The organism is Streptomyces sp. NPDC058008 (genome assembly GCF_042886395.1).
Classification (GTDB): Bacteria; Actinomycetota; Actinomycetes; order Streptomycetales; family Streptomycetaceae; genus Streptomyces.
On record NZ_JBHVQX010000014.1, the window covers coordinates 164,795 to 188,065 of the forward strand.

Consider the following 23,271-nt stretch of genomic DNA (forward strand, 5'->3'; position numbering starts at 1 on the left):
AAGGCGGGCGGGCGGGCCGTGCCTTCACTACGGATGTCGTTGACACAGTGTCGGTCCTTACATCCGGCCGATGGCGGCCTCGGCGAGACGGCCGAGCTCCGCGATGGCGTCCTTCGCGGACTGACCGCCCACGATCGCGGGCTCCAGCGTCGGCTTGATCTTCTCGCGGATCTCCATCCAGGCGGCGGTGCCGCCCTCCGAGACCGCGTGCTGCAGATTCCGCAGGGAGAGATCGACGAACTGGTTCTCCTTGACGTAACCCGTCCCGTCGAGGTCACGGAGACCGGGAACCGAGCCGCGCTGCTCCGCCGCGCCCAGGACCGAGTCGGGAGACGCGAGGTACCCGACGAGCGCACGGGCTGCGGCGGGGTGCTTGGAACGCGCCGACGCGGTGACGAGCGTGCCGCCCTGGAGCATCGCCGGCCTGCGGTTGGCCAGGACGAACGCGCCGAGCCTGTCCTCCTCGATCAGTTCCGGGTTCTGCTCCTTGGTCTGGACCCACAGGGCGCTGGTCGTCATCATCATCGACGCCTTGCCCGTCTGTACGTTGGAGGGGGCCCCGGCGTCCGTCTTCTTCGCGTAGTCGGCCGATCCGTCCGCCACCAGGTCCTTGAAGAACTGCAGTGCCCCGACACCGCGCGCGTCGGTGAACAGCACCTTCCTGCCGTCGGCGCTGAACAGCTGGCCGCCGTTGGCGAAGAGGAAGGTCTCCCAGCACTGGCGCAGATCGATGGAGAACGGGTCGAAGCCGACGCGCCCGTCCCGGGTGAGCTGCTTCGCCACGGCACGCAGCTCCGCCCAGTCGGCCGGTGTCTTCTTCACCCCGGCCTCAGCGAAGTGGTCCTTGCGGTACACGACGATCCGGGTGTCCAGGACGACGGGCAGGGCGTAGAGCTTGCCGTCGTAGCGCGACGGCTCCAGCACGCGCTTCTCGTAGTCGTGCGCGGAGGCGAGTTCCTCCGGAAGCTCGGCGAGCGCCTTCTTCGCGGCGAACGGAGGGATCCAGCCGACGCCCATCATCAGCACGTCGGGCAGCAGCCCCCCGGCGAGGCCGGTGGTGATCTTCTCGTTGAGCTGCGCATACGTGGTGTAGTCCACGTTCACCTTGACGTCCGGATACTTCTTCCGGAACCCGCCGAGGATCTTCTGTTCCAGCAGCGTCTTCCCGTCGGCGCCTTCGTAGATCGGTGTGAGCAGCGTGATCTCGCCCTCGGCGGGGCCGTCGGCCGAACCGGCGGTCGACGCGCCGCCGCCACAGCCGCTGAGAGCGGCCGCGGCGGTGCCGGCGCCCATCGCGGCGAGCACGGACCGTCTGTTGAGTTCCATGGGACACCCCTTTTGAGGTGGAGCGGTGGATCGATCCAGCGATGACGTCCCGACATGGCTGGGAAGTGCTGGTAAATCGATGCAGTGATGCTAAGAACGCCTTGAGAGTGGCGTCAACAGCTGATGCACAAGAATTTTCAGGGATGTTAACGGGTGTACCGGTAGAGCCAGTTCAGTAAATCGGTACACTAGGCTCGGCAGTGCGTTCCGAACCGGAGGTGGCATGAGCGGGGTAACGATCCATCAGGTCGCGGAGGCCGCAGGGGTCTCCGCCAGCACGGTCTCCAACGTCCTCAACGGGCGTACCGACCGTATGCAGGCGGCCACCCTGGCTCGCGTGGAGCAGGCGATCGAGCAGCTCAACTACCGCCCCAACCGGGCGGCCCGCATGCTGCGCACCGGCCGGATCAAGGTCATCGGCCTGATCGTGCCGTCCGTCGCCAACCCCTTCTGGGGGGCGCTGGCGAGGGAGCTGGAGGCCATCGCGCTGGCCGAGGGCTACCACGTACTGCTCTGCAACAGCGAGCGTGACCCCGCCCGCGAGCTGAAGTACGGCGAGGAGTTGCTCGCCGACGGGGTGAGCGGCGTCGTGCTCTGCTCCTCGCTCCCCTCGCTCGACCACATGACGCCCCTGCTCAGCAGAGGGCTCAAGATGGTCGCCTTCGACCGGACCGCGCAGTCGGGGGACCCGTCGTCCCTGGCCAGCATCAGTGTCGACAACGCGATGGGGGCCGAGCTCGCCACCCGTCATCTGATCGAACTGGGCCACCGGAAGCTCGCGTTCGTCTCCGGATCCGTCCACAGCGTGAACCGCCGGGAGCGTCTGCGGGGCTTCCGGTCGGCCCTGGAGGCGGCGGGTATCGATCCGGCCGGAGCGATCGTCTGGCCCGGAGCGGACACCACCGAGTTCGGTGACAAGGACGCGGCGGAACTGGGCCGGAACGCCGCCCGGGAGCTCCTCTCCCGCCCGGACCCGCCTACCGGCTTCGTCGCCATCAACGACATGTGCGCGATCGGTATCTGCCGGGGAGCCAGGGACGCGGGGCGCGGCGCCGGACGGGACGTATCGGTCGTCGGATTCGACGACATCCTGCTCGCCGACCTCTTCGAGCCGCCGCTCACCACGGTCCGCCAGCCGCTCCCGGAGATGGCGGCGGAGACCTTCCAGCAGCTACGGGCCCGGATCGACTCCGCCCCGGCGGCAGGGCGGTCCCTGCTGATCAGACCCCGGCTGGTGGTCCGGGAATCGACCGCACCCGCGCCGACGGCCGCCCCGGCGACGGATGCGGCACCCGCCCCGGTGGGCGACGGCGGGGCCACCCGTACGACGGTGCCGGCCCCCTCCGCCGCCCCGGCGCTCGCCGCGACAGGACCGGGCCACCGCCTCACCGGCTGACCGGACCGGAAGCGGCCCGCCCCGCTCCGGAGGCCGAGGAGGCCGGCGGAGCGGGGCGGGACAGTCGGTCCGGAGGGGCGGGGACCCGTGCCGGTGGTCAGGTCCCGCCCCCGGGGAGGGGGCGCGGTCCCCGCCGGACCGACAGGACGGGGAAGCGGCGTGAGCCGCTCAGGAAGCCGTGCAGGCGCCGACGACCGGAGCCGCCGTACCGCCGTTCGTCGTCACGGTGAACCCGAAGCTCGTCGAGGCACCGGCCGCCAGCGTCCCGTTCCAGGTGGGTCCGACCGTCACCACGTCGCCCGACGTGGTGGGCGTGCCGTTCCACAGCGCGGACACCTTCTGCGGCGAGGGCACCGTCACCGGGACCGACCAGCCGGTGATGCCCGAAGCGCCGGCCTTCACGGTCACCTCGCCGTTGTAGCCACCGCTCCACGAGGCGGTCCGGGTGTACGTCGCCGTGCAGGCACCGGTGCCGCCGCCCCCGCCGCCGTCACCGCCCCCGCTCGATCCGCCCAGCGCGGCGAGCACCGCGTCGTAGGCCGGCTTCTTGTTGTAGTCGCCGTCGAAGAGCAGCGGTGTGCCGCTGCTGCGCCACGAGTACTTGTCCGTGACGCCCCAGACGGTGAGCCCCGTGCACCGGGTCACGGCCAGGCAGGCGTTCACCACCTTGGTGTAGTTCGCCGCCTGGGCCGAACCGGAGCCCTCGATGTCCAGCTCGGTGATCTGCACGTCGACACCGAGGTCGGCGAAGCGCTGCAGATTGGCCTGGAAGTCGGACGGGACGGGGGAGTTGCTGTTGAAGTGCGACTGGAAGCCCACGCAGTCGATCGGGACGCCGCGCTGCTTGAAGTCCTTCACCATGTCGTAGACCGCGTTGCTCTTCGCGTTCTGACCGTCGGTGTTGTAGTCGTTGTAGCAGAGCTTGGCGTTCGCATCGACCGTACGAGCGGTGCGGAACGCCTCCTCGATGAAGCCGTTGCCGAGCTTGTCCTGGAACGGCGAGCTGCGCCGCGCCCCGCTGCTGCCGTCCTGGTAGGCCTCGTTCACCACGTCCCACGAGTGGATCTTGCCCTTGTAGTGGGTCATCACCTGGGTGATGTGGTTGTTCATCGCCGAGCGCAGATCGGTGGCCGCCAGACCGCTCACCCAGCCGGGCAGTTGCGAGTGCCAGACGAGGGTGTGGCCCCTGACCTTCATTCCCTTGCCCTGCGCATGGCTGACGATCTGATCCGCCGCCGAGAAGCTGAACGAGTTGCGGGAGCCTTCGACGGCGTCCCACTTCATCTCGTTCTCGGGCGTGACCGAGTCGAACTGGGCGTCGAGCGTGGACGCGTACGCCGCTTCACCGAGGTGGTTCGCGGCCACGGCCGTGCCGAAGTAGCGGCCCTTCGCGGCCGCCGCGTCGCCGAGGGCGCCTACCGCGTGGGCGTTGCCCGCGAGGGCGACGACACCGGCCGCGGCGAGAACGCCCGCCGTGACGAGGGACAGCGCCCTTCTGGCGCGGGCCGGCGGGTGGGTGCGGGCGAGGCCGCCCGGGGAATTCTGGGCCATCACGTTTCCAGCCTCTTCTTCCGGTTGCCGGGCGGTTCGAACAGGGCGCCCGGACAGGGGGATTCGGACCGTTCGAGGTGCGCTGTGCGGCCGTCGGAGGGCGCGAGGAAGGCGGGGTCGCCGACGGGAGGACGAGCCGTGGCACAAGGGGAGCGTGGGAGAGTATGACGCTCGGCGGGAAGCCGCGTCAACGCAGTGTTTCCGAAATATTTCCGAGCCAACTGCCGCTCATTTGAGGGTTGTTGTCGGTTCGGCCTGCTGATTCAGGTTGTCGTGCCGCGGCGTCGGAGTCGACCTCCGGGGAACTTCGTGAGCGGGTCGCGATCCTGTCGAAAGATCATCGCGTCACCGAGCGAAAGTTTCGACGTGTGTTCGGGGCCGGAAAACACCTGGCGGAACCCCGGAGGGCGGTGCGCGGACCCCCTCCGGGGGAGGCCCGCGCCCGCTGCCGCGCCGTGTCTTCAGTCGTGCCGTGCCCTCTGCCGTGTCCTCAGCTGTGCCGTGCCCTCAGCCGCCGATGAGGGAGAGGCCGAGCACGACCCCCGCGGAGACGGTCACCCTCCCGGGTGTGAGATCGCCTTCGTCGCCACCGCTCCGATGACTGCTGTGGCTCCGGTAGCTCTGCATCTGCTCGGCGTCCACGTCCTTGATGTGGATGACGGGGCCGAGCTGCGCCCCGGCCGCCTCCGCGTACAGAGCCGCCTTCTCTCGCGCCGCCGTCACGGCCGCCGTGCGCGCACGGGCGCGCAGCTCCTTCTTCGCGCGCACGTCGAACTCGACGGCCTGGACCTCGTTGGCCCCGGCGTCCACGACGTCGATGAGCACGGTCTCCAGGACGTCCAGCTCACGCAGCTCGATCACGAAGGAGGCCGTGCACTCGTAGCCCAGGAAGGTGCGCTCGTTGCCGTAGCTCCACTGGGACGACAGGTTCAGCCGGGAGGTGGACACGGCCGTCTCGGGGATCTCGTGGCCGCGCAGCACCTCACGGATCCGGTTCACCCCGCTCCGTGTGGCGGCGAACGCCTCGCCCGGCTGGTTCTCGGTCTGCGATATCGCGACGCGGAGGCGTGCCAGGTCGGGTGCGGCTTCCACGCTCGCCGCTCCGAACACCGACACGCCCCACGGGCTCTCGATGGACTGGGTACCGTTCATGCCGGTCATCCAATCAGCGGAACCCCGCTCAGTCGGAGGAAACGGTCCAGCCCGTCGCCTCGATCCGGCCCGCGTCGCCGGACCTGCTGTCGTCGAAGAGGGTGCGCCCGCCGTCCTCGACCCGGATGCCGTCCACGTAGGCGCCGCGTCCGACGTACAGCTGGTCGGTGGTGTAGCGCCAGCGGAGCCGCACCTGGGTGCCCCGCCACCCGCTGAGATCGGCCTCCAGCCGGTGCCAGACGCGACCCGACCAGCCGGACACGGTGCCGTCCGGACGGGACACGGGCTCCCCGGACCCGCCCTGCCGCGTCTCGACCGTGGTGAACGGTACGGGCCGCCATGTCGCCCCCGAGTCCGACGAGGCCTCCAGGCGCAGGATGTCCGAAGCCGGTTCGGTGTCCCACCACAGGCCGCAGCTCAGCGAGGGGCGGGAGGTGACCGGTCGCAGCGCGGGCAGGGCGAGGGTCGCGGTGGCGGCGCTCGCCATGCCGGAGAACCAGGCGGTGCGGCCCCGCACCGGGCGGACGGGTACGGCGCGCGCCATCCTGTTGGCCGCCGCGACCCGTGGAGCGCTGCCCGAACGCCAGGAGCGCACCGGGTGGACGGAGTTGCCCAGGACGATCAGGAACGAGTCGGTCGTCGGGTCGAGGACCAGGCTCGTGCCGGTGAATCCGGTGTGCCCGGCCGTGCGCGGGGTGGCCATGGCCCCCATGTACCAGTGCTGGTACAGCTCGAAGCCCAGGCCGTGCTCGTCGCCGGGGAACGCGGTGTTGAAGTCGGTGAACAGCAGGTCCACGGACTCCTCGGAGAGGATCCGGGACCTCCCGTAGATTCCCCCGTTGAGCAGCGTGCGGGCCAGCACCGCGAGGTCCCAGGCGCACGAGAAGACACCCGCGTGGCCCGCGACGCCGCCCAGGCTGTACGCGTTCTCGTCGTGGACCTCGCCCCAGACCAGCCCCCGCTCCAGCCCCGACCAGGGCAGCCGGGCGTCCTCGGTCGCCGCGATCTTCGGCTTCCAGGAGGCGGGCGGGTTGTACCGGGTGCGGTGCATACCGAGCGGAGCGGTGATCTCCTCACGGAGCAGGGTGTCCTGGGTGCGGCCGGTGATCTTCTCCAGGATCAGCTGCAACGAGATGAGGTTGAGGTCGGAGTAGAGGTACTTCGTGCCGGGAGCCGAGGCCGGGACCTCGTCCCAGAGCAGCCGCAGCTTCCCCTCGCGGGTCGGCTCCTCGTAGAGCGGGATCCAGGCGCGGAAGCCCGAGGTGTGGGTGAGCAGCTGACGGACCGTGATGCCCTGCTTGCCGCCTCCGGCGAAGTCCGGGAGATAGGAGGCCACCGGCGCCTCCAGCTCCAGCGCGCCCCGCTCGATCTGCTGCACGGCGAGGATCGAGGTGAACAGCTTGGACACCGAGGCCAGGTCGAAGACCGTGTCCTCGGCCATGGCGATCTGCTGCTCAGGAGGGAACTCCACCCCCCGGTCGGTCGCCTCGTCGTACGCCGCGTACCGCACGGCGCTCCCGATCGGCCGGTGCAGCGCCACCGTGCCGCCCCGGCCGGCGAGCAGGACCGCACCCGCGTACCAGGGGTGCGCGGGGGAGTCCGTGAGGTACTTCTCCGCGTCGGCGACGAGCAGGTCGAGCTGTTCCGGCAGCAGTCCCGCGCGCGCCGCAGGCCCGCGGCGCAGTGTCGGCGCTCCCCGCCCTGTTCCCATACCCGTCCCGGTTCCCGATGCCGCGCCCTGGGGTCCGCCGTCCCGCGCCCCGGCACCCCGCCCGACGCCTGCCGCCGCTCCCGCGACCCCCGCGAAGGGGATCGGGGCGAGGGCGAACGCTCCGCCCAGGGCCAGTATCCCGCCGGCCGCCTTCCGGCGGCTCATTCCCCGTCCCGACACGTCTCCGGCCATCCGGAACCCCTTCCCCTCACGTCGAAAGCACCTGCGCGAAAGTAACTTTCGAAATCTCGTACGGTGATGAAACTTCCTGCCGAAGCAGAGGCTACTGGCACCGCAGCCACCCCGGGGCTCCTCGCGCCAGAAAGAAAGTGACGAGTAATCAGGTGGTGATCAGGTGACGTCCTGCCGAGCGCATATGCCCGAGAACGGCGGTACGGGATGGTCTCGGCTGTCCGCTGTCCGCTGTCCGCCGTCCGCCGTCCGCCGTCCGCCGTCCGGGCCCGGCGTACGCGCGTTCCGGCCGGCGCGTCCCTGGCTCGGCCGCCGGTGCCGTCGGTCCGGACCGACACCGGCGTTCCGGCCCTTGACCCCCGGCCGCCGCCCACCCAGGATCACGCCATGACAGGTGTACGCAGCAGCACAGTGGACGGAGTCGTGACGCGCAGCGCACGGCGCACCCCGGGACGCACCGCCGTACGGTACGCCGAAAGGTCCTGGACCTACGCCGCCCTGGACGAGGCCGTCAGTACGGCCGCCGCCGTGCTGACCTCCGCGCACGGGCTGCGCCCCGGTGACCGGGTGGCTTCCTACGCCCACAACTCCGACTCCTACCTGATCGCCTATCTGGCCTGCGCCCGGGCCGGGCTGGTCCATGTGCCGGTCAACCAGAATCTGACCGGCGAGGACCTCGCGTACGTCCTCAGTCAGTCCGGCAGCGCTCTCGTCCTGACCGACCCCGGCCTCGCGGCGCGCATCCCGGCCGGCCACGCCGTACGGCAGCTGCGCGACGCGCCGGACTCACTGCTCGGCCACCTGGCCACCCCGCGCCCCTTCACCCCCGAACGCGAGCCCGGCGCCGACGATCTGGTCCAGTTGCTCTACACCTCCGGAACCACCGCGCAGCCCAAGGGCGCGATGATGACGCACGGTGCGCTGGTCCATGAGTACGTCAGCGCCATCGCAGCCCTGGACCTGCGAGCCACCGACCGGCCGGTGCACTCCCTGCCCCTCTACCACTCGGCGCAGACGCACGTGTTCCTGCTGCCCTACCTGGCGGTCGGCGCAGAGAACACCATCCTCGACGCCCCGGACGCGGGAGCGATCTTCGACCTGGTCGAAGCCGGCCGGGCGGACAGCCTCTTCGCTCCGCCCACCGTCTGGATCGGACTCGCCAACCACCCGGACTTCGCCACCCGTCGGCTCGACGGGCTGCGCAAGGCGTACTACGGGGCTTCGATCATGCCCGTGCCCGTCCTGGAGCGACTGCGCGCGAGGCTGCCGGAACTTGCGTTCTACAACTGCTTCGGCCAGAGCGAGATCGGCCCCCTCGCCACCGTCCTCGGCCCCGACGAACACGAGGGGCGGATGGACTCCTGCGGACGGCCCGTGCTCTTCGTCGAGGCGAAGGTGGTCGACGAGGACGGCGAGGAGGTGCCCGACGGGACGGCGGGCGAAGTGGTCTACCGCTCCCCGCAGTTGTGCCAGGGCTACTGGGACAAGCCGGAGGAGAGCGCCGAGGCCTTCCGCGACGGCTGGTTCCACTCCGGTGACCTCGCCGTGCGCGACTCCGAGGGCTACTTCACGGTCGTCGACCGGGTGAAGGACGTCATCAACTCGGGAGGGGTGCTCGTCGCCTCCCGCCAGGTGGAGGATGCCCTCTACACCCACCCTGCGGTGGCCGAGGCCGCCGTCGTGGGGCTGCCCGACGCCCGCTGGATCGAGGCCGTCACCGCCGTCGTCGTGCTCCGGGGCGAGGCCTCGGAAGCGGAACTCATCGAGCACGCCCGGGGGAGGATCGCTCACTTCAAGGCCCCGAAGAGGGTCCTGTTCGTCACCGAACTCCCACGCAACGCCAGCGGCAAGATCCTCAAGCGGGAACTGCGCGACCGATTCGCTGAAGCCGAAGCCGAAGCCGAAGCCGAAGCCGAAGCCGAAGCCGAAGCCGAAGCCGAAGCCGAAGCCGAAGCCGAAGTTGGGTTCGGTGCTGGTGCCGCCGGTGCTGGAGGCGAGCCGGGACAATGATCGGGGTCAGGGCCGGAGGTGGATCCGGCGTCGTCCTCCACGGCTCGGCGACCGGAGTCCTGGGCGCCGGCCTCCGAGGGGCAGGGCAGCTGACGTGGCCGGGGTGGCAGACGACGTCGGGGTGGCTCGTGGGGTTCAGGTAGCCCGGGCGTGTGCGCACGCCTGATCTCTGTCGGGCTCGGTGTGCCACCGTGTCCGGAATACGTGCGGATCCCGTGGTGCGCCGATGCGCGACCGGGTGCGGCGGCCCGCCATGGTGAGCGCTACCGGTGGGTCATCGGCTCCCGCTGTGGACGCCCCGCACGCCGAGACGGCCTCCCGGACCCACGCCTCTTCCCCGGTCAGCCCCGTCGGTGATCGCGGAACGCCCTGCCGTCACGTCATGCGGCCGTGGTCCGCGTACCCCGTTCGCAGTCCTGGGTGTGATCCCTCCTCGGCCCTCGTTCCGGAACGAGTGACCTGCGTAAACGATCGCCGCGCGGCCAAGACCCGCGCCTGGCCGGGTGACGTGCGGGGCGGCACCTCCTGTTGCGCGGGTGACTGACTGTCGGTTGCCTCGGAAACGGAGCACAGCAGAGGCGCCGCGCAGACCGGCCGGACCCTGCCCCTGTAGGAGGATCCACATGCGCGACACACGCATCGGTGCGGGTATCTGTCTGGCCGTAGCCGCTCTCGCCCTCTCGGCCCCGGCCGCGGATGCGGCGGCCGAGCCTTCCGGTGAACAGACCATGCGCATCAGTCCGGGGAAGGCCTCACCGGGCTCACAGGTCACTGTCAGCACCAGAGCCTGCGGCAAGGAGACCTACGGCAAGGGCACCTCGGAGGCAGGAGGCGCCTTCCACCTCTTCCAGGGCGACCGGGAGGGCGTACTGGTCGGCGTGTTCGACATCCCGGCGGGGACCCGGCCCGGCACCGACACCGTCACGGTGAAGTGCCCGCCACGAACCAAGATCACGGACACCTATCCGATCGTCGACCGCGCCCCCACGGGCGGGGTCGCGGCCGGTTTCGGGGCACCCGCGGACCAGGGCACGCAGCTCGCCGCCGGCGGTGCACTGCTCTCGGCGGCCTTGGCCGGGGGAGTGGTCAGGGTGCGCCGCCGTACAGGGGCCGTCCGTTCCCGGGCCCGGTCCTGACCTCTGCCGGACCCAGTAGGGACGCCTGCGGACCCAGGGCTGACGTCTGCGGACCCAGGACCGACGCCGGTGGGCGGGCCCGGTCGCTTTTGCGCGGTAGGGGCTGGCGGAGGTTCCGAGCGGGCCGCCCGCCGCCGTACCTGAGGGAAGGATTCGTGACCGTCAGGCCGGCGGTGTCCTGGCCGGGTCCGCCCTGGCGGAGACTCCCCAACCCGCCGCATACCGCCCGTGCCTGGAGACGGGACGCGCGTCCGCCGCCCCGTCGCCCTGGCCGGCTGATCGGGCCTGGCATGGCAGCTACCCCACCGGTTCCACCTACCCCACACGTCTCACCACCCGCTGCGGAGCAGAGGCACACGCGATGGAAAACGGGCACACGACCAGCACCTCGGCCCAGTCCTTCCCGGCGGTCAAGCACCTCGTCTGGGCGCTGGTGGCCGGCACGGTGCTGGTGATCAGCGGACTGAGGGACGACCGGCCACCACAGCCCCCGGGCACCGGAGCCGCCGCTCCCGCCACCGCGCCACCCACCGCTCCTGCTCCCGCCCTGCTGCCGTCCGACGCCACCCCCGCGTCACCCTCCGCGCCCGCCCCGGCAACGTCCGAGGCTGACCTTGTGAAACCCCGCACCCAGACCCTTGCCTACCCGGCCCCGGAACACCCCGTGCTCCAGCCTCCCTTCCGCGCGCGCTGGCCCTCGCTGGCCCCGGCGCCCCTGCTCCGGCCGCCCGCGGGCCCGTCCCCCCTGATTCCCCTGCCGACGGGACACGCCCCGGCAGCCCCTGTCGATGACGGCGCGGCCCGGCTGGCCGCCACGCCTACGGAACCCGGCCGGAGCGCCTCTGTCCCGCACCCCGAGGTGCGGCCGCTCCCGCCCTCGACCCCGCTCCGGCTTCGCATCCCGTCCATCAAGGTGGACGCACCCATGATGAAGCTCGGCCTGAACACGGCGGGCGCACTGGAGCCCCCACCCGACAACAACCCCGTACTCACCGGCTGGTACGCCGGCGGCACGGTGCCGGGAGCCGTGGGGACTGCCGTCACGGCCGGGCACGTGGACACCCGCCTCGGGCCCGGTGCCTTCTACGAGCTGGGATTCGTACGCAAGGGCGCCACCGTCGAGATCCTTCGCGCCGACGCCCGCACCGCCGTGTTCACGGTCTACGCCGTCGAGGTCTACAACAAGAAGAACTTCCCGGACCGGAAGGTCTACGGTCCCTCGACCCGGCCCGAACTGCGCCTGATCACCTGTGGAGGCGCGTACGACAGGAAGACGGGATACCAGGACAACGTCGTGGTCTTCGCCACCATGACCGCCTCGCGCTGACCCAGCCCACCCGTTCTGCGGCCTCCTGCCGATCAGGTTGGTCAGTCCGTACCCTCCGACGGCCTCACGGTGCCTCAGCCCGCCTCCCGCAGGTCGACGATCCGCCGTATCTTGCCGACGGACCGCTCCAGTGTCTCCGGGTCGACGATCTCGACCCCGACACTCACACCCACCCCGTCCTTCACCGCCGCCCCGATGGCCAGGGCGGCGGCCTCGCGCTCGGCCGTCGACGCACCGGCCCGCGCCTCCGCCCGGACGGTCAGCGCGTCCAGGCGCCCCTCCCGGGTCAGCCGCAGCTGGAAGTGCGGGGCCACGCCCGGGGTCCGCAGGACGATCTCCTCGATTTGGGTGGGGAAGAGATTCACCCCGCGCAGGATCACCATGTCGTCGCTGCGCCCGGTGACCTTCTCCATCCGCCGGAAGGCACGAGCCGTACCCGGCAGCAGCCGCGTCAGATCCCGGGTCCGGTAGCGGATCACCGGCATGGCCTCCTTGGTGAGCGAGGTGAAGACCAGTTCGCCCTCCTCCCCGTCGGGCAGGACCTCGCCGGTGAACGGGTCGACGACCTCAGGGAAGAAGTGGTCCTCCCACACGTGCAGCCCGTCCTTGGTCTCGACACACTCCTGAGCGACGCCCGGCCCCATCACCTCCGAGAGCCCGTAGATGTCGACCGCGTCGATGGCGAACCGCTCCTCGATCTCGCAGCGCATCTGCTCCGTCCACGGCTCGGCCCCGAAGATCCCGACCTTCAGCGACGTCGTCCGGGGATCGATGCCCTGGCGCTCGAACTCGTCCAGCAGCGTCAGCATGTACGAGGGCGTGATCATGATGATCTCGGGCCGGAAGTCCTGGATCAGCTGGACCTGGCGAGCCGTCATGCCCCCGGACGCCGGGATGACGGTGCAGCCGAGGCGTTCCGCCCCGTAATGAGCCCCCAGCCCTCCGGTGAACAGCCCGTAGCCGTACGCCACATGGACCTTGTGGCCGGGGCGGCCGCCCGCCGCCCTGATCGACCGGGCGACCACGTCCGCCCAGGTGTCCAGGTCCCGCTCGGTGTACCCGACCACCGTGGGACGGCCGGTCGTGCCGCTCGACGCGTGCAGACGCCGCACCCGGTCCTCGGGAACGGCGAACATCCCGAACGGGTAGTTGTCGCGCAGGTCGGCCTTGACGGTGAACGGGAAACGGGAGAGATCGGCGAGCGTACGGCAGTCATCCGGGCGCAACCCGGCCTTGTCGAAGGCCGCGCGGTAGAAGTCCACGTTGTCGTAGGCGTGCCGCAGCGTTGCCCGGAGCCGCTCCAGCTGCAGGGACTCCAGCTCGTCGCGGCCGAGCCGCTCACCGGCGTCGAGCAGCACGGACATACGGATCATCCCCTCACCGAACCGGCGACCGACCATTCGGTCGCCTCCTGGGAGCAGTAATTCAGGAGGCGGGCGGTTCTGGCAAGAGGGGCGAGTCGCCTGTGGACAACTCCAGGCCGTGAGCCCGGCCGCCCAGCTCCTGGCGGACCCGGCCGTCGCCTGATTCGCTGTGGGCGTACGCACCCGCGCCCGCCCGTCCGCCCTGTTTGGATGAACGCTATGCCGATCTTCAGCACGTACGACGGAACCGAGCTCTCCTACCGCCTGGTGGGTGAGGGCGAACCGCTGATATGCCTGCCCGGCGGGCCGATGCGGGCGGCCCGCTACTTCGGTGACCTCGGCGGCCTGTCCCGGGTGCGGCAGCTCGTCCTGCTCGATCTGCGGGGCACCGGCGGATCCGCCGTCCCCCAGGACCCGGCGACGTACCGGATCGACCGGCTCGTCGACGACGTCGAGGCGCTCCGCGCGCACCTCGGTCTCGAGCGGGCCGATGTGCTGGGCCACTCCGCCGCCGGTGAGCTCGCGGCACTCTACGCGGCGAAGTACCCGCAGCGGCTGCGCTCCCTCACGCTCGTCACACCCGCCACGGCCACCCTGGGCCTTCCCGCCACCGACCAGGACCGGCGTGAGGCGGCGGAACTGCGCTCCGGGGAACCCTGGTACCCGGAAGCCAGGGCCGCGCTGGAGGAGATCCAGGCCGGACGCGCCACGCCCGAGGCCTGGGCCGCGGTCAGGCCGTTCACCTACGGGCGCTGGGACACCGCGGCCCAGGCGCACGCCGCCGAGTCCCCCTCCCAGCGCAACGCCCTGGCCGGGTCGCTCTACTACCCCGAGAGCGGCCTCGACACCACCGCGGCGGTCGCCGCGCTGCGGGAACTGCCGGTGCCCGTGCTCGTCCTCGCCGGTGAGTACGACGGCGGGCCCAGCCCCGACCGCGCGGCGGAACTCGCCGCGCTCTTCCCCCACGCGGAGTTCGTCGTCCAGCGGGGCGCCTCCCACTTCCCGTGGCTGGACGGCCCCGGCGCCTTCGTCCGCGCCGTCGCCGCCTTCCTCGACCCCGACGTCAGCAGCGTCCAGGCGGGAGGGATCCGGCTCGCGTACCGCACCTGGGGCGACCCCTCCGCCCCGCCCGTCGTCCTCGCGCACGGACGCGGCGGGAGCAGCCTGGACTGGACGGGGATCGCCGAGGAGCTCGCCGCCCGCCACCGGGTGTACGCGCTCGACTTCCGCGGCCACGGTCTGAGCGACTGGCCGGGCCGCTACTCCTTCGAGTTCTTCCGCGACGACCTGCACGCCTTCCTGGAGGCCCGCAACCTGTCCGGCGCCACGGTGGTCGGGCACTCCATGGGCGGTACGGCGGCCCTGCTGCTCGCCGAACGGCACCCGGCGCTGGTCGGGGCGCTGGTCGTCGAGGACCCGCCGCCCCTGCTCCCGCTCGACCCGCCCCGCCCCCCTGCCGAGCGGCCACCGGGGGAGCTCGGCTACGACTGGCGGGTCGTCCCTTCCACCGACGCCCAGCTGAACGCCCCGGACCCGGGCGTGCGGGAGTCCCTGGCAGAGATCACCGCTCCCGCACTCGTCGTCGGAGGCTCCCGCAGCCACGTCGACCAGGAACAGCTGGCGTGGATCGCCCGGCAGATACCCGGCGGCCGGTTCGCCTCCGTCGACGCCGGCCACCTGGTGCACACCGACAACCCGAAGGCGTTCCTCGCCGTCCTCAGGGCGTTCGGAGTCGGCTGACGGGCCCCGCCGGACCCGCCGGCCGACTCCGCCACGTCAGTCGCGGTGGAGCAGGGTCGTCATGACCTCGTACAGCGTCGCCTCCGGGTCCGCCGCGGCACCCTCCGAGCGCCAGGCCACGAACCCGTCGGGGCGGACCAGGACGGCGCCTTCGGCCGACGTGCCGTGGACGGCGGCCCAGTCCGCCCCGTCCCCGGGTTCCAGGTCGGCGCCCGGCGCGGAACCGATCCCGAAGGCCTGGAGGGGGACCGACAGGCGCTTCGCCACCTGCTCCGCCGCCGAACGCCACTCCGGACGCCCGGCGTCGCACAGCAGCACGAACGACTTCTCGTAGAGGTCCAGGGTCGACACGCGCCCACCGTCCCGGCCGAGCCACATGTGCGGTGCCCGCGTACCGGGATCGCCCGTCAGGCCCATGCCCTCGGGGACCACCGGAAGGTCCGGGTCGACCCCCAGGACGGCGCCCCGCGCGTAGCGGTATCCGAGCGCGACCGTGAGCATGCCGCCCTTCGGGCCTCCGCCGGGACCGGGCGAACCCGCGTACCCCGGGTGGCTGTGCTCCCCCGAACGGGCCGACGCGCGCGCACTCGTGGCCCGTGCCACCGGCAGCCGTTCCTCCTCGTACGTACGGAGGAGACCGGGCCCCGCCGCCCCGTCGAGCACGGCGGCCAGCTTCCACGCCAGGTTGTGCGCGTCCTGGATGCCGGTGTTGGAGCCGAACGCCCCGGTGGGGGACATCTCGTGGGCCGAGTCGCCGGCCAGGAAGACCCGGCCCGAGCCGTACCGCTCGGCGACCCGCTCGGCCGCGTGCCACGGCGCCTTGCCCGTGATCTCGACGTCCAGGTCCGGCGCTCCGACCGCCCTGCGGATGTGCTCCGCGCACCGCTCGTCGGTGAAGTCCTCCAGGGTCTCGCCCCGGTCGGGCTGCCACGGTGCGTGGAACACCCAGCGCTCGACGTTGTCCACGGGAAGCAGTGCACCGTCCGCCTCCGGATCGGTCAGGTAGCAGACGATGAAGCGCCGGTCACCCACCACGGAAGCCAGCCGCTCCGAGCGGAACGTGATGCTCACGTTGTGGAAGAGGTCACCCGGGCCCGTCTGGCCGATGCCCAGCTGCTCCCGGACCGGGCTTCGGGGCCCGTCGGCCGCGACGAGATAGTCCGCGCGCACCGTCGTGTGCTCCCCGGTCTCCCGGTCCTTCACCACGGCGGTGACCCCGTCCGCGTCCTGCTCGAACGTGAGCAGTTCGGTGGAGAACCGCAGCTCGCTGCCCTGCGCCCGCGCGTGCTCGACCAGCACCGGCTCCAGGTCGTTCTGGCTGCACAGGCACCAGCCGCTCGGGCTGAACCTGGCGAGCCCGCCACCCGGGTCGATCTCCTTGAACAACCACTCCTGGTCGTCCCCGGTGAGCGATCCGGCCTGGAGGATTCCGTGGTTGTCGGCCAGCACGGACGCGGCGTCCCGGATCAGCTGCTCCGCGCCGGCGGTCCGGAACACCTCCATCGTGCGGACGTTGTTGCCGCGCCCGCGCGGGTGGGTCGAGGTGCTGCTGTGCTTCTCGACCAGCAGGTGGCGGACGCCGAGCCGGCTCAGGAAGAGGGACGCGGACAGGCCCACCAGGGACCCGCCCACGATGAGGACCGGTACGCGGAGGTCGACGTTCTCATTCATCAGGTGCTCCAGCTGGACGCGTGACGGATGCAGTGTCCATGCCCTCGCCGGAAGCCCTCGGGCGGGCTTCGGACGACTCCTCACCTGAACGGTTCATAAATCTCGCGCCGCCCGTACCAGCGTTCCACGATCAGTCGCGGGAGCGATGCTCGCGACGCGGGGGCGGACGACACATCGCCGGCGGGCAGGGGCCTGCGCCGCTTCCACCGAAACCGACGGATGACGGGTGGCCACGGGATGTGGCCACCGCATCCTCTCGAAGGAGAGCGAAAGATGACAACCCTCTCGGAACGGATATCGCAGTCCGCCTTCGACGGTTCGAGGCTCCGGGTCATACTGCTGCTGGACCTGCACGACGGCGCCCAGAACCAGTTCCTCGAGGCGTACGAGCACATGCGCAACCAGGTGGCCTCGATCCCCGGACACATCAGCGACCAGCTGTGCCAGTCCATCGAGAACCCCTCGCAGTGGCTCATCACCAGTGAGTGGGAGAGCGCGCCGCCGTTCCTCGCCTGGGTGAACAGCGAGGAGCACGTGGCGACGGTGCAGCCGCTGCACAGCTGCGTACGTGACACACGCTCCCTTCGCTTCAGCGTCCTGCGCGAGACCGGGGCCGGCTTCGAGAACACGCCCGAGCCCGCCAAGGGACGCCTCCAGTCGGCCCCCCGGCTCGGAGACGGCATCGTGCGCCACGCGCTCACCTTCACGGTGAAGCCCGGCACGGAGGAGATGGTCGCCAAGCTCCTCGCCGACTACGACTCCCCGCAGGCCCGCGTCGACGAGAACACCCGGCTGCGCCGCACCTCGCTCTTCATGCACGGGAACCGTGTCGTGCGAGCGGTCGAGGTCGAGGGCGACCTCATGGCCGCGCTGCGCCACGTCTCACGCCAGCCCGAGGTCAGGGCCGTCGAAGAGGCCATCAACCCGTACCTGGAGCAGGACCGCGACCTCAGCGATCCCGACTCCGCCCGGATGTTCTTCACCCGGGCCGCGCTCCCGACCGTCCACCACGTGAAGGCGGGGCGCCACGCCCCCGGGGACGTCCAGCGCCACTCGCTCTTCTACCAGGCCAAGGAAGGCTGCGGCATGGCACTGGCCAGGCTGCTCGCCGGCCAGGACGAGGAAGAGGCGAACGACGCCTCGAGCCCGATCGAGAGCAGCACGATCTTCCAGCGGGACGACATCGTGGTGCGTCTCCTCGAAGTGAAGGGCCCGCTCGGTGCACAGCCCACGCAGGCACTCGGCATCGGCGGCCACCGCAAGGCGGCCATGCTCGGCAGGCTGCTCGACGGCGGTGCCAACGGTCTGCCGACCACCGACCAGGAGGCCGCGCGCTTCCTCGCGCAGGCCGAGATGACCCTGATCACCGACCGTCGGGCCGCCGAGTCCTGATGCGTCACCGGCGGCGGGGCCACCCCGCGCCGCCGTCACACCGCACAACGTGCCTGGAGGAGAACAGCCATGACCACCCACCGGCCTCGCATCGTGGACCTCAGCGAGACTCAGCCCAACCGCAGGCGCGGAGGCGACCTGCGGGCCCTGCTCACGCCCACGGCGGTGGGCGCCACCAGCGGTTTCATGGGGCTGGCCCTCGTCGCCCCCGGTGACCGCATCGGCGAGCACTACCACCCGTACTCCGAGGAGTTCGTGTACGTCGTGCAGGGGCTCCTCGAAGTGGACCTGGACGGCGAGGTGCACGCGATGCGGCCCGACCAGGGCCTGCTGATCCCGCCGCATGTCCGCCACCGCTTCCGCAACGTGGGCGACGTGGAGGCGCGCATGGTCTTCCACCTCGGCCCGCTCGCCCCGCGTCCCGAACTCGGACACGTGGACACCGAGGTCACCGAGGTCCCGGAGACCGCCGAGCGCGGAGCGCCGCCAGAACGAACGGGGGCGGCCTCGTGACCCGGCGGCGCGTGGCCGTCACCGGCGTCGGCGTCGTGGCACCCGGTGGCATCGGAGCCCCGGCGTTCTGGGACCTGCTCGCCAACGGCCGTACCGCCACCCGCGGCATCACCCTGTTCGACCCGTCGGAGTTCCGCTCGCGCATCGCCGCCGAGTGCGACTTCGATCCCGTCGCCCAGGGCCTGGACACGGAGCTGATCGCGCGTTCGGACCGGTACATCCAGTTCGCCCTGGTCGCGGCCAGGGAGGCGCTGGGTGACGCCGGCCTCGACCTCGAGAAGGAGGACCCCTGGCGCATCGGGGTCTCCCTCGGGACCGCGGTCGGCGGCACGACGCGGCTGGAGCACGACTACGTCGCCGTCAGCGGCAGCGGTGCCCGATGGGACGTCGACCACCGGCCGGCGGGCGCACACCTGGAGCGGGCGTTCGCGCCCAGTACGCTCGCCTCCGCGGTCGCGGAGGAGGTCGGCGCCCACGGGCCCGTGCAGACGGTCTCGACGGGCTGCACCTCCGGCCTCGACGCCATCGGGTACGCCTTCCACTCCGTGGAGGAAGGCCGGGTGGACATCTGCGTCGCGGGAGCGTCCGACACGCCGATCACCCCCATCACGGTGGCCTGCTTCGACGCGATCAAGGCGACCTCGGCGAACAACGACGACCCGGAGCACGCCTCCAGGCCGTTCGACGCCCGCAGGGACGGCTTCGTGATGGGCGAGGGCGGCGCCGTCCTCGTGCTCGAGGACCTGGAGCACGCCCGCGCCCGCGGGGCGACCGTCTACTGCGAGATATCGGGCTACGCCACCTTCGGCAACGCCTACCACATGACCGGGCTGACCAGCGAGGGACTGGAGATGGCCGAGGCCATCAACACCGCCCTCGCGCACGCCCGGCTCGACGGTTCGCAGGTCGACTACGTCAACGCGCACGGCTCGGGCACCAAGCAGAACGACCGGCACGAGACGGCAGCGGTGAAACGGGCCCTGGGCGCGCACGCGTACAAGGTGCCCATGAGCTCGATCAAGTCGATGGTCGGGCACTCCCTCGGCGCCATCGGGGCGATCGAGATCGCCGCCTGCGTCCTGGCGCTCAAGCACCAGACGGTGCCGCCGACGGCCAACTACGAGACCGCCGACCCCGAGTGCGACCTGGACTACGTACCCCGCACCGCACGGCCCCTCAAGCTGCGCAGCGTGCTCTCGGTCGGCAGCGGCTTCGGCGGATTCCAGTCCGCGGTCGCCATGACCCGATCAGGCGGGAGGACCCCATGAACGCCCCGGCAACACCGGCACACCGCGGTTCCGTCATCACGGGCATCGGTGTCGTCGCCCCCAACGGGACCGGCGCCGGCGCCTTCTGGAAGCAGACCCAGGAAGGCGTCAGCGTCCTCGACCTCGTCTCCCGCGAGGGCTGTGAGAACCTCCCGCTGCGGGTGGCGGGCGAGGTCAGGGACTTCGACCCGGTCGCGTTCATCGAGGAGCGCTTCCTGGTCCAGACCGACCGGTTCACGCACTACGCGATGGCCGCCGCCGACCTCGCCCTGGACGACGCGCGGCTCGGACGGGCGGACTACGAGGGCGCGCCGTTCAAGGTGGGCGTGGTCACCGCCGCCGGCTCCGGCGGCGGCGAGTTCGGCCAGCGTGAGCTTCAGCGGCTGTGGGGCGAGGGCTCCCGCTTCGTCGGCCCGTACCAGTCGATCGCCTGGTTCTACGCGGCCAGCACGGGCCAGATCTCCATCCGCGGCGGCTTCAAGGGGCCGTGCGCCGTCGTGGCGAGCGACGAGGCCGGCGGCCTCGACGCCCTCATGCACGCCGCACGTTCCATCCGGCGCGGCACGGACGCCGTCGTCGTCGGCGCGGCCGAGGCACCCCTCGCGCCGTACTCGGTCGTCTGCCAGCTCGGCTACGACGACCTCAGTCTCTGCGAAGAACCCACCCGCGCCTACCGGCCGTTCACCGCGGACGCCTGCGGATTCGTGCCGGCCGAGGGCGGCGCGATGCTGGTGGTCGAGGAGGAGACGGCGGCCCGCGCGCGCGGTGCGCGGATCCGGGCCGAACTGGCCGGTCACGCCGCCACCTTCACGGGCGCCTCCCGGTGGGAGGAGTCCCGGGCGGGACTCGCCCGGGCGATCGAAGGGGCGCTCCGCGAGGCGGACTGCGCGCCCGAGGAGATCGACGTCGTCTTCGCGGACGCGATGGGCGTGCCCGCAGCCGACCGGGCCGAGGCCCTGGCGATCGCCGACGCCCTGGGCCCGCACGGACGGCGTGTCCCCGTGACGGCGCCCAAGACCGGAACCGGCCGTGCCTACTGCGGCGCCCCCGTGCTGGACACGTCCGCCGCGGTGCTCGCCATGGAACACGGTCTGATCCCGCCGACACCCAACGTCTTCGAGGTGTGCCACGACCTGGACGTGGTCACCGGGCGGGCGCGCTCCGCGGAGCTGCGGACGGCGCTCGTGCTGAGCCGAGGACTCATGGGTTCGAACGCGGCCCTGGTGCTGCGGCGCCCCACCGACACCTCTGTGTGAGAAGGAGCAGTCCCCATGAACGATCAACTGACCTACGAAGAGCTGGCCGTGCTCATGAAGAACGGCGCCGGCCTCACGGTGGACCCCTCGGAGATGGCCGGCCGTCCCGGCTCGGCGTTCGACGAGTACGGCCTGGACTCGCTCGGCCTCCTCGGCATCGTCGCCGCGCTGGAGAACCGGTACGGCCGCCCCCTGCCGCCCGACGCCGACCGGTGCAGGACCCCGGGGGAGTTCCTCGCCCTCGTGAACAACACCCCAGTGACAGGAGTCTGACGTGTCCGGACACACCGAGAACGAGATCACCATCGCCGCCCCCCTGGACCTCGTCTGGGACATGACGAACGATCTCGAGAACTGGCCGCAGCTGTTCAGCGAGTACGCCGCCGTCGAGGTGATGAAGCGCGAGGGCCAGAAGACGACCTTCCGGCTCACCATGCACCCCGACGACAACGGCAAGGTCTGGAGCTGGGTCTCCGAGCGCACCACGGACCGCCAGGGGCGCAACGTCCAGGCCCGCAGGGTCGAGCCCGGCCCCTTCCAGCACATGGACATCCGCTGGGAGTACTCGGAGGTCAAGGGCGGTACGCTCATGCGCTGGCGCCAGGACTTCGCGATGCGCCCCGACGCCCCGGTCGACGACGCGTGGATGACCGACAACATCAACCGCAACTCCCGCGTCCAGATGGAGCTCATCCGCGACAAGATCGAGCAGCGCGACCGGGAGCGCCGCTCCGCCTCGGTCCCCGCCAACTGATGCCCCGAAAGGCAGCCAGATGCACCACGCACTGATCGTCGCCCGGATGGCGCCCGAGTCCGCGCCGGACATCGCGAAGCTGTTCGAGGCCTCCGACAACACGGATCTCCCGCACCTCGTCGGCGTGAACAGGCGCACCCTGTTCCAGTTCGGCGACGTGTACCTCCACCTGATCGAGTCCGACCGGCCCCCGGGCCCGGAGATCGCGAAGGTGACGGAGCACCCGGAGTTCAAGGCCATCAGCGACCGGCTGACCGCCTTCGTGAGTCCCTACGACCCGCAGACCTGGCGCGGTCCGAAGGACGCGATGGCGCAGCAGTTCTACCGGTGGCAGAGCGACGGCTCCGCCTGACACACGATGACCGCCCCGGGTCCGGCACCTGAGTGCCGGACCCGGGGCGGTCTCCGTGCGCCGCGGCCGCGGGCTACGGCACGACGCACTCGAACGCGTGCAGGTACGCGTTGACGGGGTGGACCTCGCCCACCCGCAGACCCGCGTCCGACATCCGTCCGACCAGGCTCTCCCGGGTGTGCTTGGCACCCCCGACATTGAGCAGGAGCAGCAGGTCCATGGCGGTGGTGAACCGCATCGACGGACTGTCGTCGACCAGGTTCTCGATGATCACCACACGGGCACCGGGACGGGCCGTCGCCATCACGTTGCGCAGGGTCCTGCGGGTGCTCTCGTCGTCCCATTCGAGGATGTTCTTGATGATGTAGAGATCCGCCTCGACGGGGATGTCCTCACGGCAGTCGCCGGGCACGATCCGGGCACGGTCCGCCAGCGGACCGCCCTCCCGCAGCCTGGCGTCCGCCCGTGCCACGACACCCGGCAGGTCCAGGAGGGTCCCGTGGACCGACGGGTGCTTCTCCAGCAGGCTGGCGAGGACGTGCCCCTGGCCACCGCCGATGTCGGCGACCGAGGACACCCCCGTCAGGTCGAGGAGCTCGGCGACGTCCTGCGCGGACTGCACGCTGGAGGTGGTCATCGCCCGGTTGAACACCTGGGCGGACTCGCCGGCGTCCTCGTGGAGGTAGTCGAAGAAGCCCTTGCCGAACGTCTCCGGGAAGACGCTCGTGCCGGAGCGGACCGCGTCCTCGAGGCGCGGCCAGACCTCCCAGGTCCAGGGCTCCGTGCACCACAGGGAGATGTACCGGAGGCTGTTCGGGTCGTCCTCGCGCAGCAGCCGGGACATCTCCGTGTGGACGAACTTCCCGTCCGCCGTCTCGCTGAAGATCCCGTAGCAGCACAGCGCGCGCAGCAGCCGCCGCAGCGGCAGGGGCTCGGCGTCCACGACCAGGGCGAGGTCCGCGGCGGACGCCGGCTTCTCGCCCAGGGCGTCCGCGACGCCGAGCCTGGCCGCCGCGCGGACGGCGGCGGCGCAGGCCGCCCCGAACGCGAGCTCCCGGAGCCGCATGGCCGGCGGCGGGGTCTGGTCCGCCGCGCTCCCGGGCGTGGCCGGAGGGGTCGCCACGGGGGTGGTCTCGGGGGTGGGGCTCACGGTGGTCATA

General features: G+C 71.3%; 19 protein-coding genes. 12 read left to right on the forward strand and 7 right to left on the reverse strand.

Annotation, left to right across the window (positions count from 1 at the left end; all coding sequences use genetic code 11):
* Window positions 1–57: 57 nt before the first annotated feature.
* Window positions 58–1,326, reverse strand: coding sequence for an ABC transporter substrate-binding protein (locus ACFVS9_RS16545; RefSeq protein ID WP_389932887.1), 1,269 nt, complete (start codon window positions 1,324–1,326; stop codon window positions 58–60).
* 223 nt (window positions 1,327–1,549) lie between these two features.
* Here ACFVS9_RS16545 and ACFVS9_RS16550 point away from each other — a divergent pair, with 223 nt between their 5' ends.
* Entirely contained in the window at window positions 1,550–2,722 is a 1,173-nt protein-coding gene (locus tag ACFVS9_RS16550; RefSeq protein WP_389932890.1) for a LacI family DNA-binding transcriptional regulator, read from the forward strand.
* A gap of 168 nt (window positions 2,723–2,890) precedes the next feature.
* Here the strand turns inward: ACFVS9_RS16550 and ACFVS9_RS16555 are convergent, their stop codons facing one another.
* The 3 genes from ACFVS9_RS16555 to ACFVS9_RS16565 form a co-directional block, all read right to left on the reverse strand.
* Window positions 2,891–4,273, reverse strand: a complete 1,383-nt coding sequence (locus tag ACFVS9_RS16555; RefSeq protein ID WP_389932892.1) for an endo-1,4-beta-xylanase — start codon at window positions 4,271–4,273, stop codon at window positions 2,891–2,893.
* A 507-nt stretch (window positions 4,274–4,780) separates the two neighbouring features.
* The gene (locus ACFVS9_RS16560) at window positions 4,781–5,425 is read right to left on the reverse strand and encodes an SIMPL domain-containing protein (protein WP_383116306.1); all 645 of its coding nucleotides are present in this window, start codon (window positions 5,423–5,425) and stop codon (window positions 4,781–4,783) included.
* 28 nt (window positions 5,426–5,453) lie between these two features.
* Entirely contained in the window at window positions 5,454–7,328 is a 1,875-nt protein-coding gene (locus ACFVS9_RS16565) for a serine hydrolase (protein WP_389932895.1), read from the reverse strand.
* 387 nt (window positions 7,329–7,715) lie between these two features.
* Between ACFVS9_RS16565 and ACFVS9_RS16570 the strand changes: the two genes are divergently transcribed.
* The 3 genes from ACFVS9_RS16570 to ACFVS9_RS16580 all read left to right on the forward strand — a co-directional run bounded on the left by ACFVS9_RS16570 (window position 7,716) and on the right by ACFVS9_RS16580 (window position 11,801).
* Complete coding sequence (locus ACFVS9_RS16570) at window positions 7,716–9,338, forward strand: acyl-CoA synthetase (RefSeq protein WP_389932898.1); 1,623 nt, start codon at window positions 7,716–7,718, stop codon at window positions 9,336–9,338.
* Between the two features lie 623 nt (window positions 9,339–9,961).
* Window positions 9,962–10,474, forward strand: coding sequence for a sortase (locus tag ACFVS9_RS16575; RefSeq protein WP_383116309.1), 513 nt, complete (start codon window positions 9,962–9,964; stop codon window positions 10,472–10,474).
* A gap of 361 nt (window positions 10,475–10,835) precedes the next feature.
* Window positions 10,836–11,801 (forward strand): class F sortase, encoded by a 966-nt coding sequence (locus tag ACFVS9_RS16580; RefSeq protein ID WP_389932901.1) that lies wholly within the window; start codon window positions 10,836–10,838, stop codon window positions 11,799–11,801.
* A gap of 74 nt (window positions 11,802–11,875) precedes the next feature.
* Here ACFVS9_RS16580 and paaK read toward each other — a convergent pair whose 3' ends face one another.
* Window positions 11,876–13,165, reverse strand: coding sequence for a phenylacetate--CoA ligase PaaK (paaK, locus tag ACFVS9_RS16585; protein WP_389932936.1), 1,290 nt, complete (start codon window positions 13,163–13,165; stop codon window positions 11,876–11,878).
* Window positions 13,166–13,384: 219 nt separating this feature from the next.
* On the opposite strand from paaK, the gene ACFVS9_RS16590 reads away from it, so the two are divergent.
* A complete protein-coding gene (locus tag ACFVS9_RS16590) occupies window positions 13,385–14,905 on the forward strand; it encodes an alpha/beta fold hydrolase (protein ID WP_383116311.1) in 1,521 nt (506 codons plus the stop codon).
* A 36-nt stretch (window positions 14,906–14,941) separates the two neighbouring features.
* Here ACFVS9_RS16590 and ACFVS9_RS16595 read toward each other — a convergent pair whose 3' ends face one another.
* Window positions 14,942–16,576: an FAD-dependent oxidoreductase gene (locus tag ACFVS9_RS16595; protein ID WP_383116312.1), complete on the reverse strand. Its 1,635-nt coding sequence runs from the start codon at window positions 16,574–16,576 to the stop codon at window positions 14,942–14,944.
* 273 nt (window positions 16,577–16,849) lie between these two features.
* On the opposite strand from ACFVS9_RS16595, the gene ACFVS9_RS16600 reads away from it, so the two are divergent.
* The 7 genes from ACFVS9_RS16600 to ACFVS9_RS16630 all read left to right on the forward strand — a co-directional run bounded on the left by ACFVS9_RS16600 (window position 16,850) and on the right by ACFVS9_RS16630 (window position 22,111).
* On the forward strand, window positions 16,850–17,968 hold the full coding sequence (locus ACFVS9_RS16600; protein WP_383116313.1) for a SchA/CurD-like domain-containing protein: 1,119 nt from the start codon (window positions 16,850–16,852) through the stop codon (window positions 17,966–17,968).
* A gap of 69 nt (window positions 17,969–18,037) precedes the next feature.
* Complete coding sequence (locus ACFVS9_RS16605) at window positions 18,038–18,481, forward strand: cupin domain-containing protein (protein WP_383116314.1); 444 nt, start codon at window positions 18,038–18,040, stop codon at window positions 18,479–18,481.
* On the forward strand, window positions 18,478–19,749 hold the full coding sequence (locus tag ACFVS9_RS16610; protein ID WP_383116315.1) for a beta-ketoacyl-[acyl-carrier-protein] synthase family protein: 1,272 nt from the start codon (window positions 18,478–18,480) through the stop codon (window positions 19,747–19,749). Before ACFVS9_RS16605 ends, ACFVS9_RS16610 begins: the two co-directional genes overlap by 4 nt.
* Complete coding sequence (locus ACFVS9_RS16615) at window positions 19,746–21,005, forward strand: beta-ketoacyl synthase N-terminal-like domain-containing protein (protein ID WP_383116316.1); 1,260 nt, start codon at window positions 19,746–19,748, stop codon at window positions 21,003–21,005. Before ACFVS9_RS16610 ends, ACFVS9_RS16615 begins: the two co-directional genes overlap by 4 nt.
* Before the next feature lie 15 nt (window positions 21,006–21,020).
* Window positions 21,021–21,278: an acyl carrier protein gene (locus tag ACFVS9_RS16620; RefSeq protein ID WP_383116317.1), complete on the forward strand. Its 258-nt coding sequence runs from the start codon at window positions 21,021–21,023 to the stop codon at window positions 21,276–21,278.
* A gap of 1 nt (window position 21,279) precedes the next feature.
* Entirely contained in the window at window positions 21,280–21,759 is a 480-nt protein-coding gene (locus ACFVS9_RS16625) for an SRPBCC family protein (RefSeq protein WP_383116318.1), read from the forward strand.
* A gap of 19 nt (window positions 21,760–21,778) precedes the next feature.
* On the forward strand, window positions 21,779–22,111 hold the full coding sequence (locus ACFVS9_RS16630; RefSeq protein WP_383116319.1) for a TcmI family type II polyketide cyclase: 333 nt from the start codon (window positions 21,779–21,781) through the stop codon (window positions 22,109–22,111).
* Window positions 22,112–22,184: 73 nt separating this feature from the next.
* Here the strand turns inward: ACFVS9_RS16630 and ACFVS9_RS16635 are convergent, their stop codons facing one another.
* The gene (locus ACFVS9_RS16635) at window positions 22,185–23,270 is read right to left on the reverse strand and encodes a methyltransferase (RefSeq protein WP_389932908.1); all 1,086 of its coding nucleotides are present in this window, start codon (window positions 23,268–23,270) and stop codon (window positions 22,185–22,187) included.
* Between the last annotated feature and the right edge of the window lies 1 nt (window position 23,271).

What these genes read in the sequence shown, in the direction of transcription:
- ACFVS9_RS16545 (WP_389932887.1), bottom strand. Translation starts at nt 1,326, where the DNA reads ATGGAACTCAACAGACGGTCCGTGCTCGCCGCGATGGGCGCCGGCACC.
- ACFVS9_RS16550 (WP_389932890.1), top strand. Translation starts at nt 1,550, where the DNA reads ATGAGCGGGGTAACGATCCATCAGGTCGCGGAGGCCGCAGGGGTCTCC.
- ACFVS9_RS16555 (WP_389932892.1), bottom strand. Translation starts at nt 4,273, where the DNA reads ATGGCCCAGAATTCCCCGGGCGGCCTCGCCCGCACCCACCCGCCGGCC.
- ACFVS9_RS16560 (WP_383116306.1), bottom strand. Translation starts at nt 5,425, where the DNA reads ATGAACGGTACCCAGTCCATCGAGAGCCCGTGGGGCGTGTCGGTGTTC.
- ACFVS9_RS16565 (WP_389932895.1), bottom strand. Translation starts at nt 7,328, where the DNA reads ATGGCCGGAGACGTGTCGGGACGGGGAATGAGCCGCCGGAAGGCGGCC.
- ACFVS9_RS16570 (WP_389932898.1), top strand. Translation starts at nt 7,716, where the DNA reads ATGACAGGTGTACGCAGCAGCACAGTGGACGGAGTCGTGACGCGCAGC.
- ACFVS9_RS16575 (WP_383116309.1), top strand. Translation starts at nt 9,962, where the DNA reads ATGCGCGACACACGCATCGGTGCGGGTATCTGTCTGGCCGTAGCCGCT.
- ACFVS9_RS16580 (WP_389932901.1), top strand. Translation starts at nt 10,836, where the DNA reads ATGGAAAACGGGCACACGACCAGCACCTCGGCCCAGTCCTTCCCGGCG.
- paaK (WP_389932936.1), bottom strand. Translation starts at nt 13,165, where the DNA reads ATGTCCGTGCTGCTCGACGCCGGTGAGCGGCTCGGCCGCGACGAGCTG.
- ACFVS9_RS16590 (WP_383116311.1), top strand. Translation starts at nt 13,385, where the DNA reads ATGCCGATCTTCAGCACGTACGACGGAACCGAGCTCTCCTACCGCCTG.
- ACFVS9_RS16595 (WP_383116312.1), bottom strand. Translation starts at nt 16,576, where the DNA reads ATGAATGAGAACGTCGACCTCCGCGTACCGGTCCTCATCGTGGGCGGG.
- ACFVS9_RS16600 (WP_383116313.1), top strand. Translation starts at nt 16,850, where the DNA reads ATGACAACCCTCTCGGAACGGATATCGCAGTCCGCCTTCGACGGTTCG.
- ACFVS9_RS16605 (WP_383116314.1), top strand. Translation starts at nt 18,038, where the DNA reads ATGACCACCCACCGGCCTCGCATCGTGGACCTCAGCGAGACTCAGCCC.
- ACFVS9_RS16615 (WP_383116316.1), top strand. Translation starts at nt 19,746, where the DNA reads ATGAACGCCCCGGCAACACCGGCACACCGCGGTTCCGTCATCACGGGC.
- ACFVS9_RS16620 (WP_383116317.1), top strand. Translation starts at nt 21,021, where the DNA reads ATGAACGATCAACTGACCTACGAAGAGCTGGCCGTGCTCATGAAGAAC.
- ACFVS9_RS16630 (WP_383116319.1), top strand. Translation starts at nt 21,779, where the DNA reads ATGCACCACGCACTGATCGTCGCCCGGATGGCGCCCGAGTCCGCGCCG.
- ACFVS9_RS16635 (WP_389932908.1), bottom strand. Translation starts at nt 23,270, where the DNA reads ATGACCACCGTGAGCCCCACCCCCGAGACCACCCCCGTGGCGACCCCT.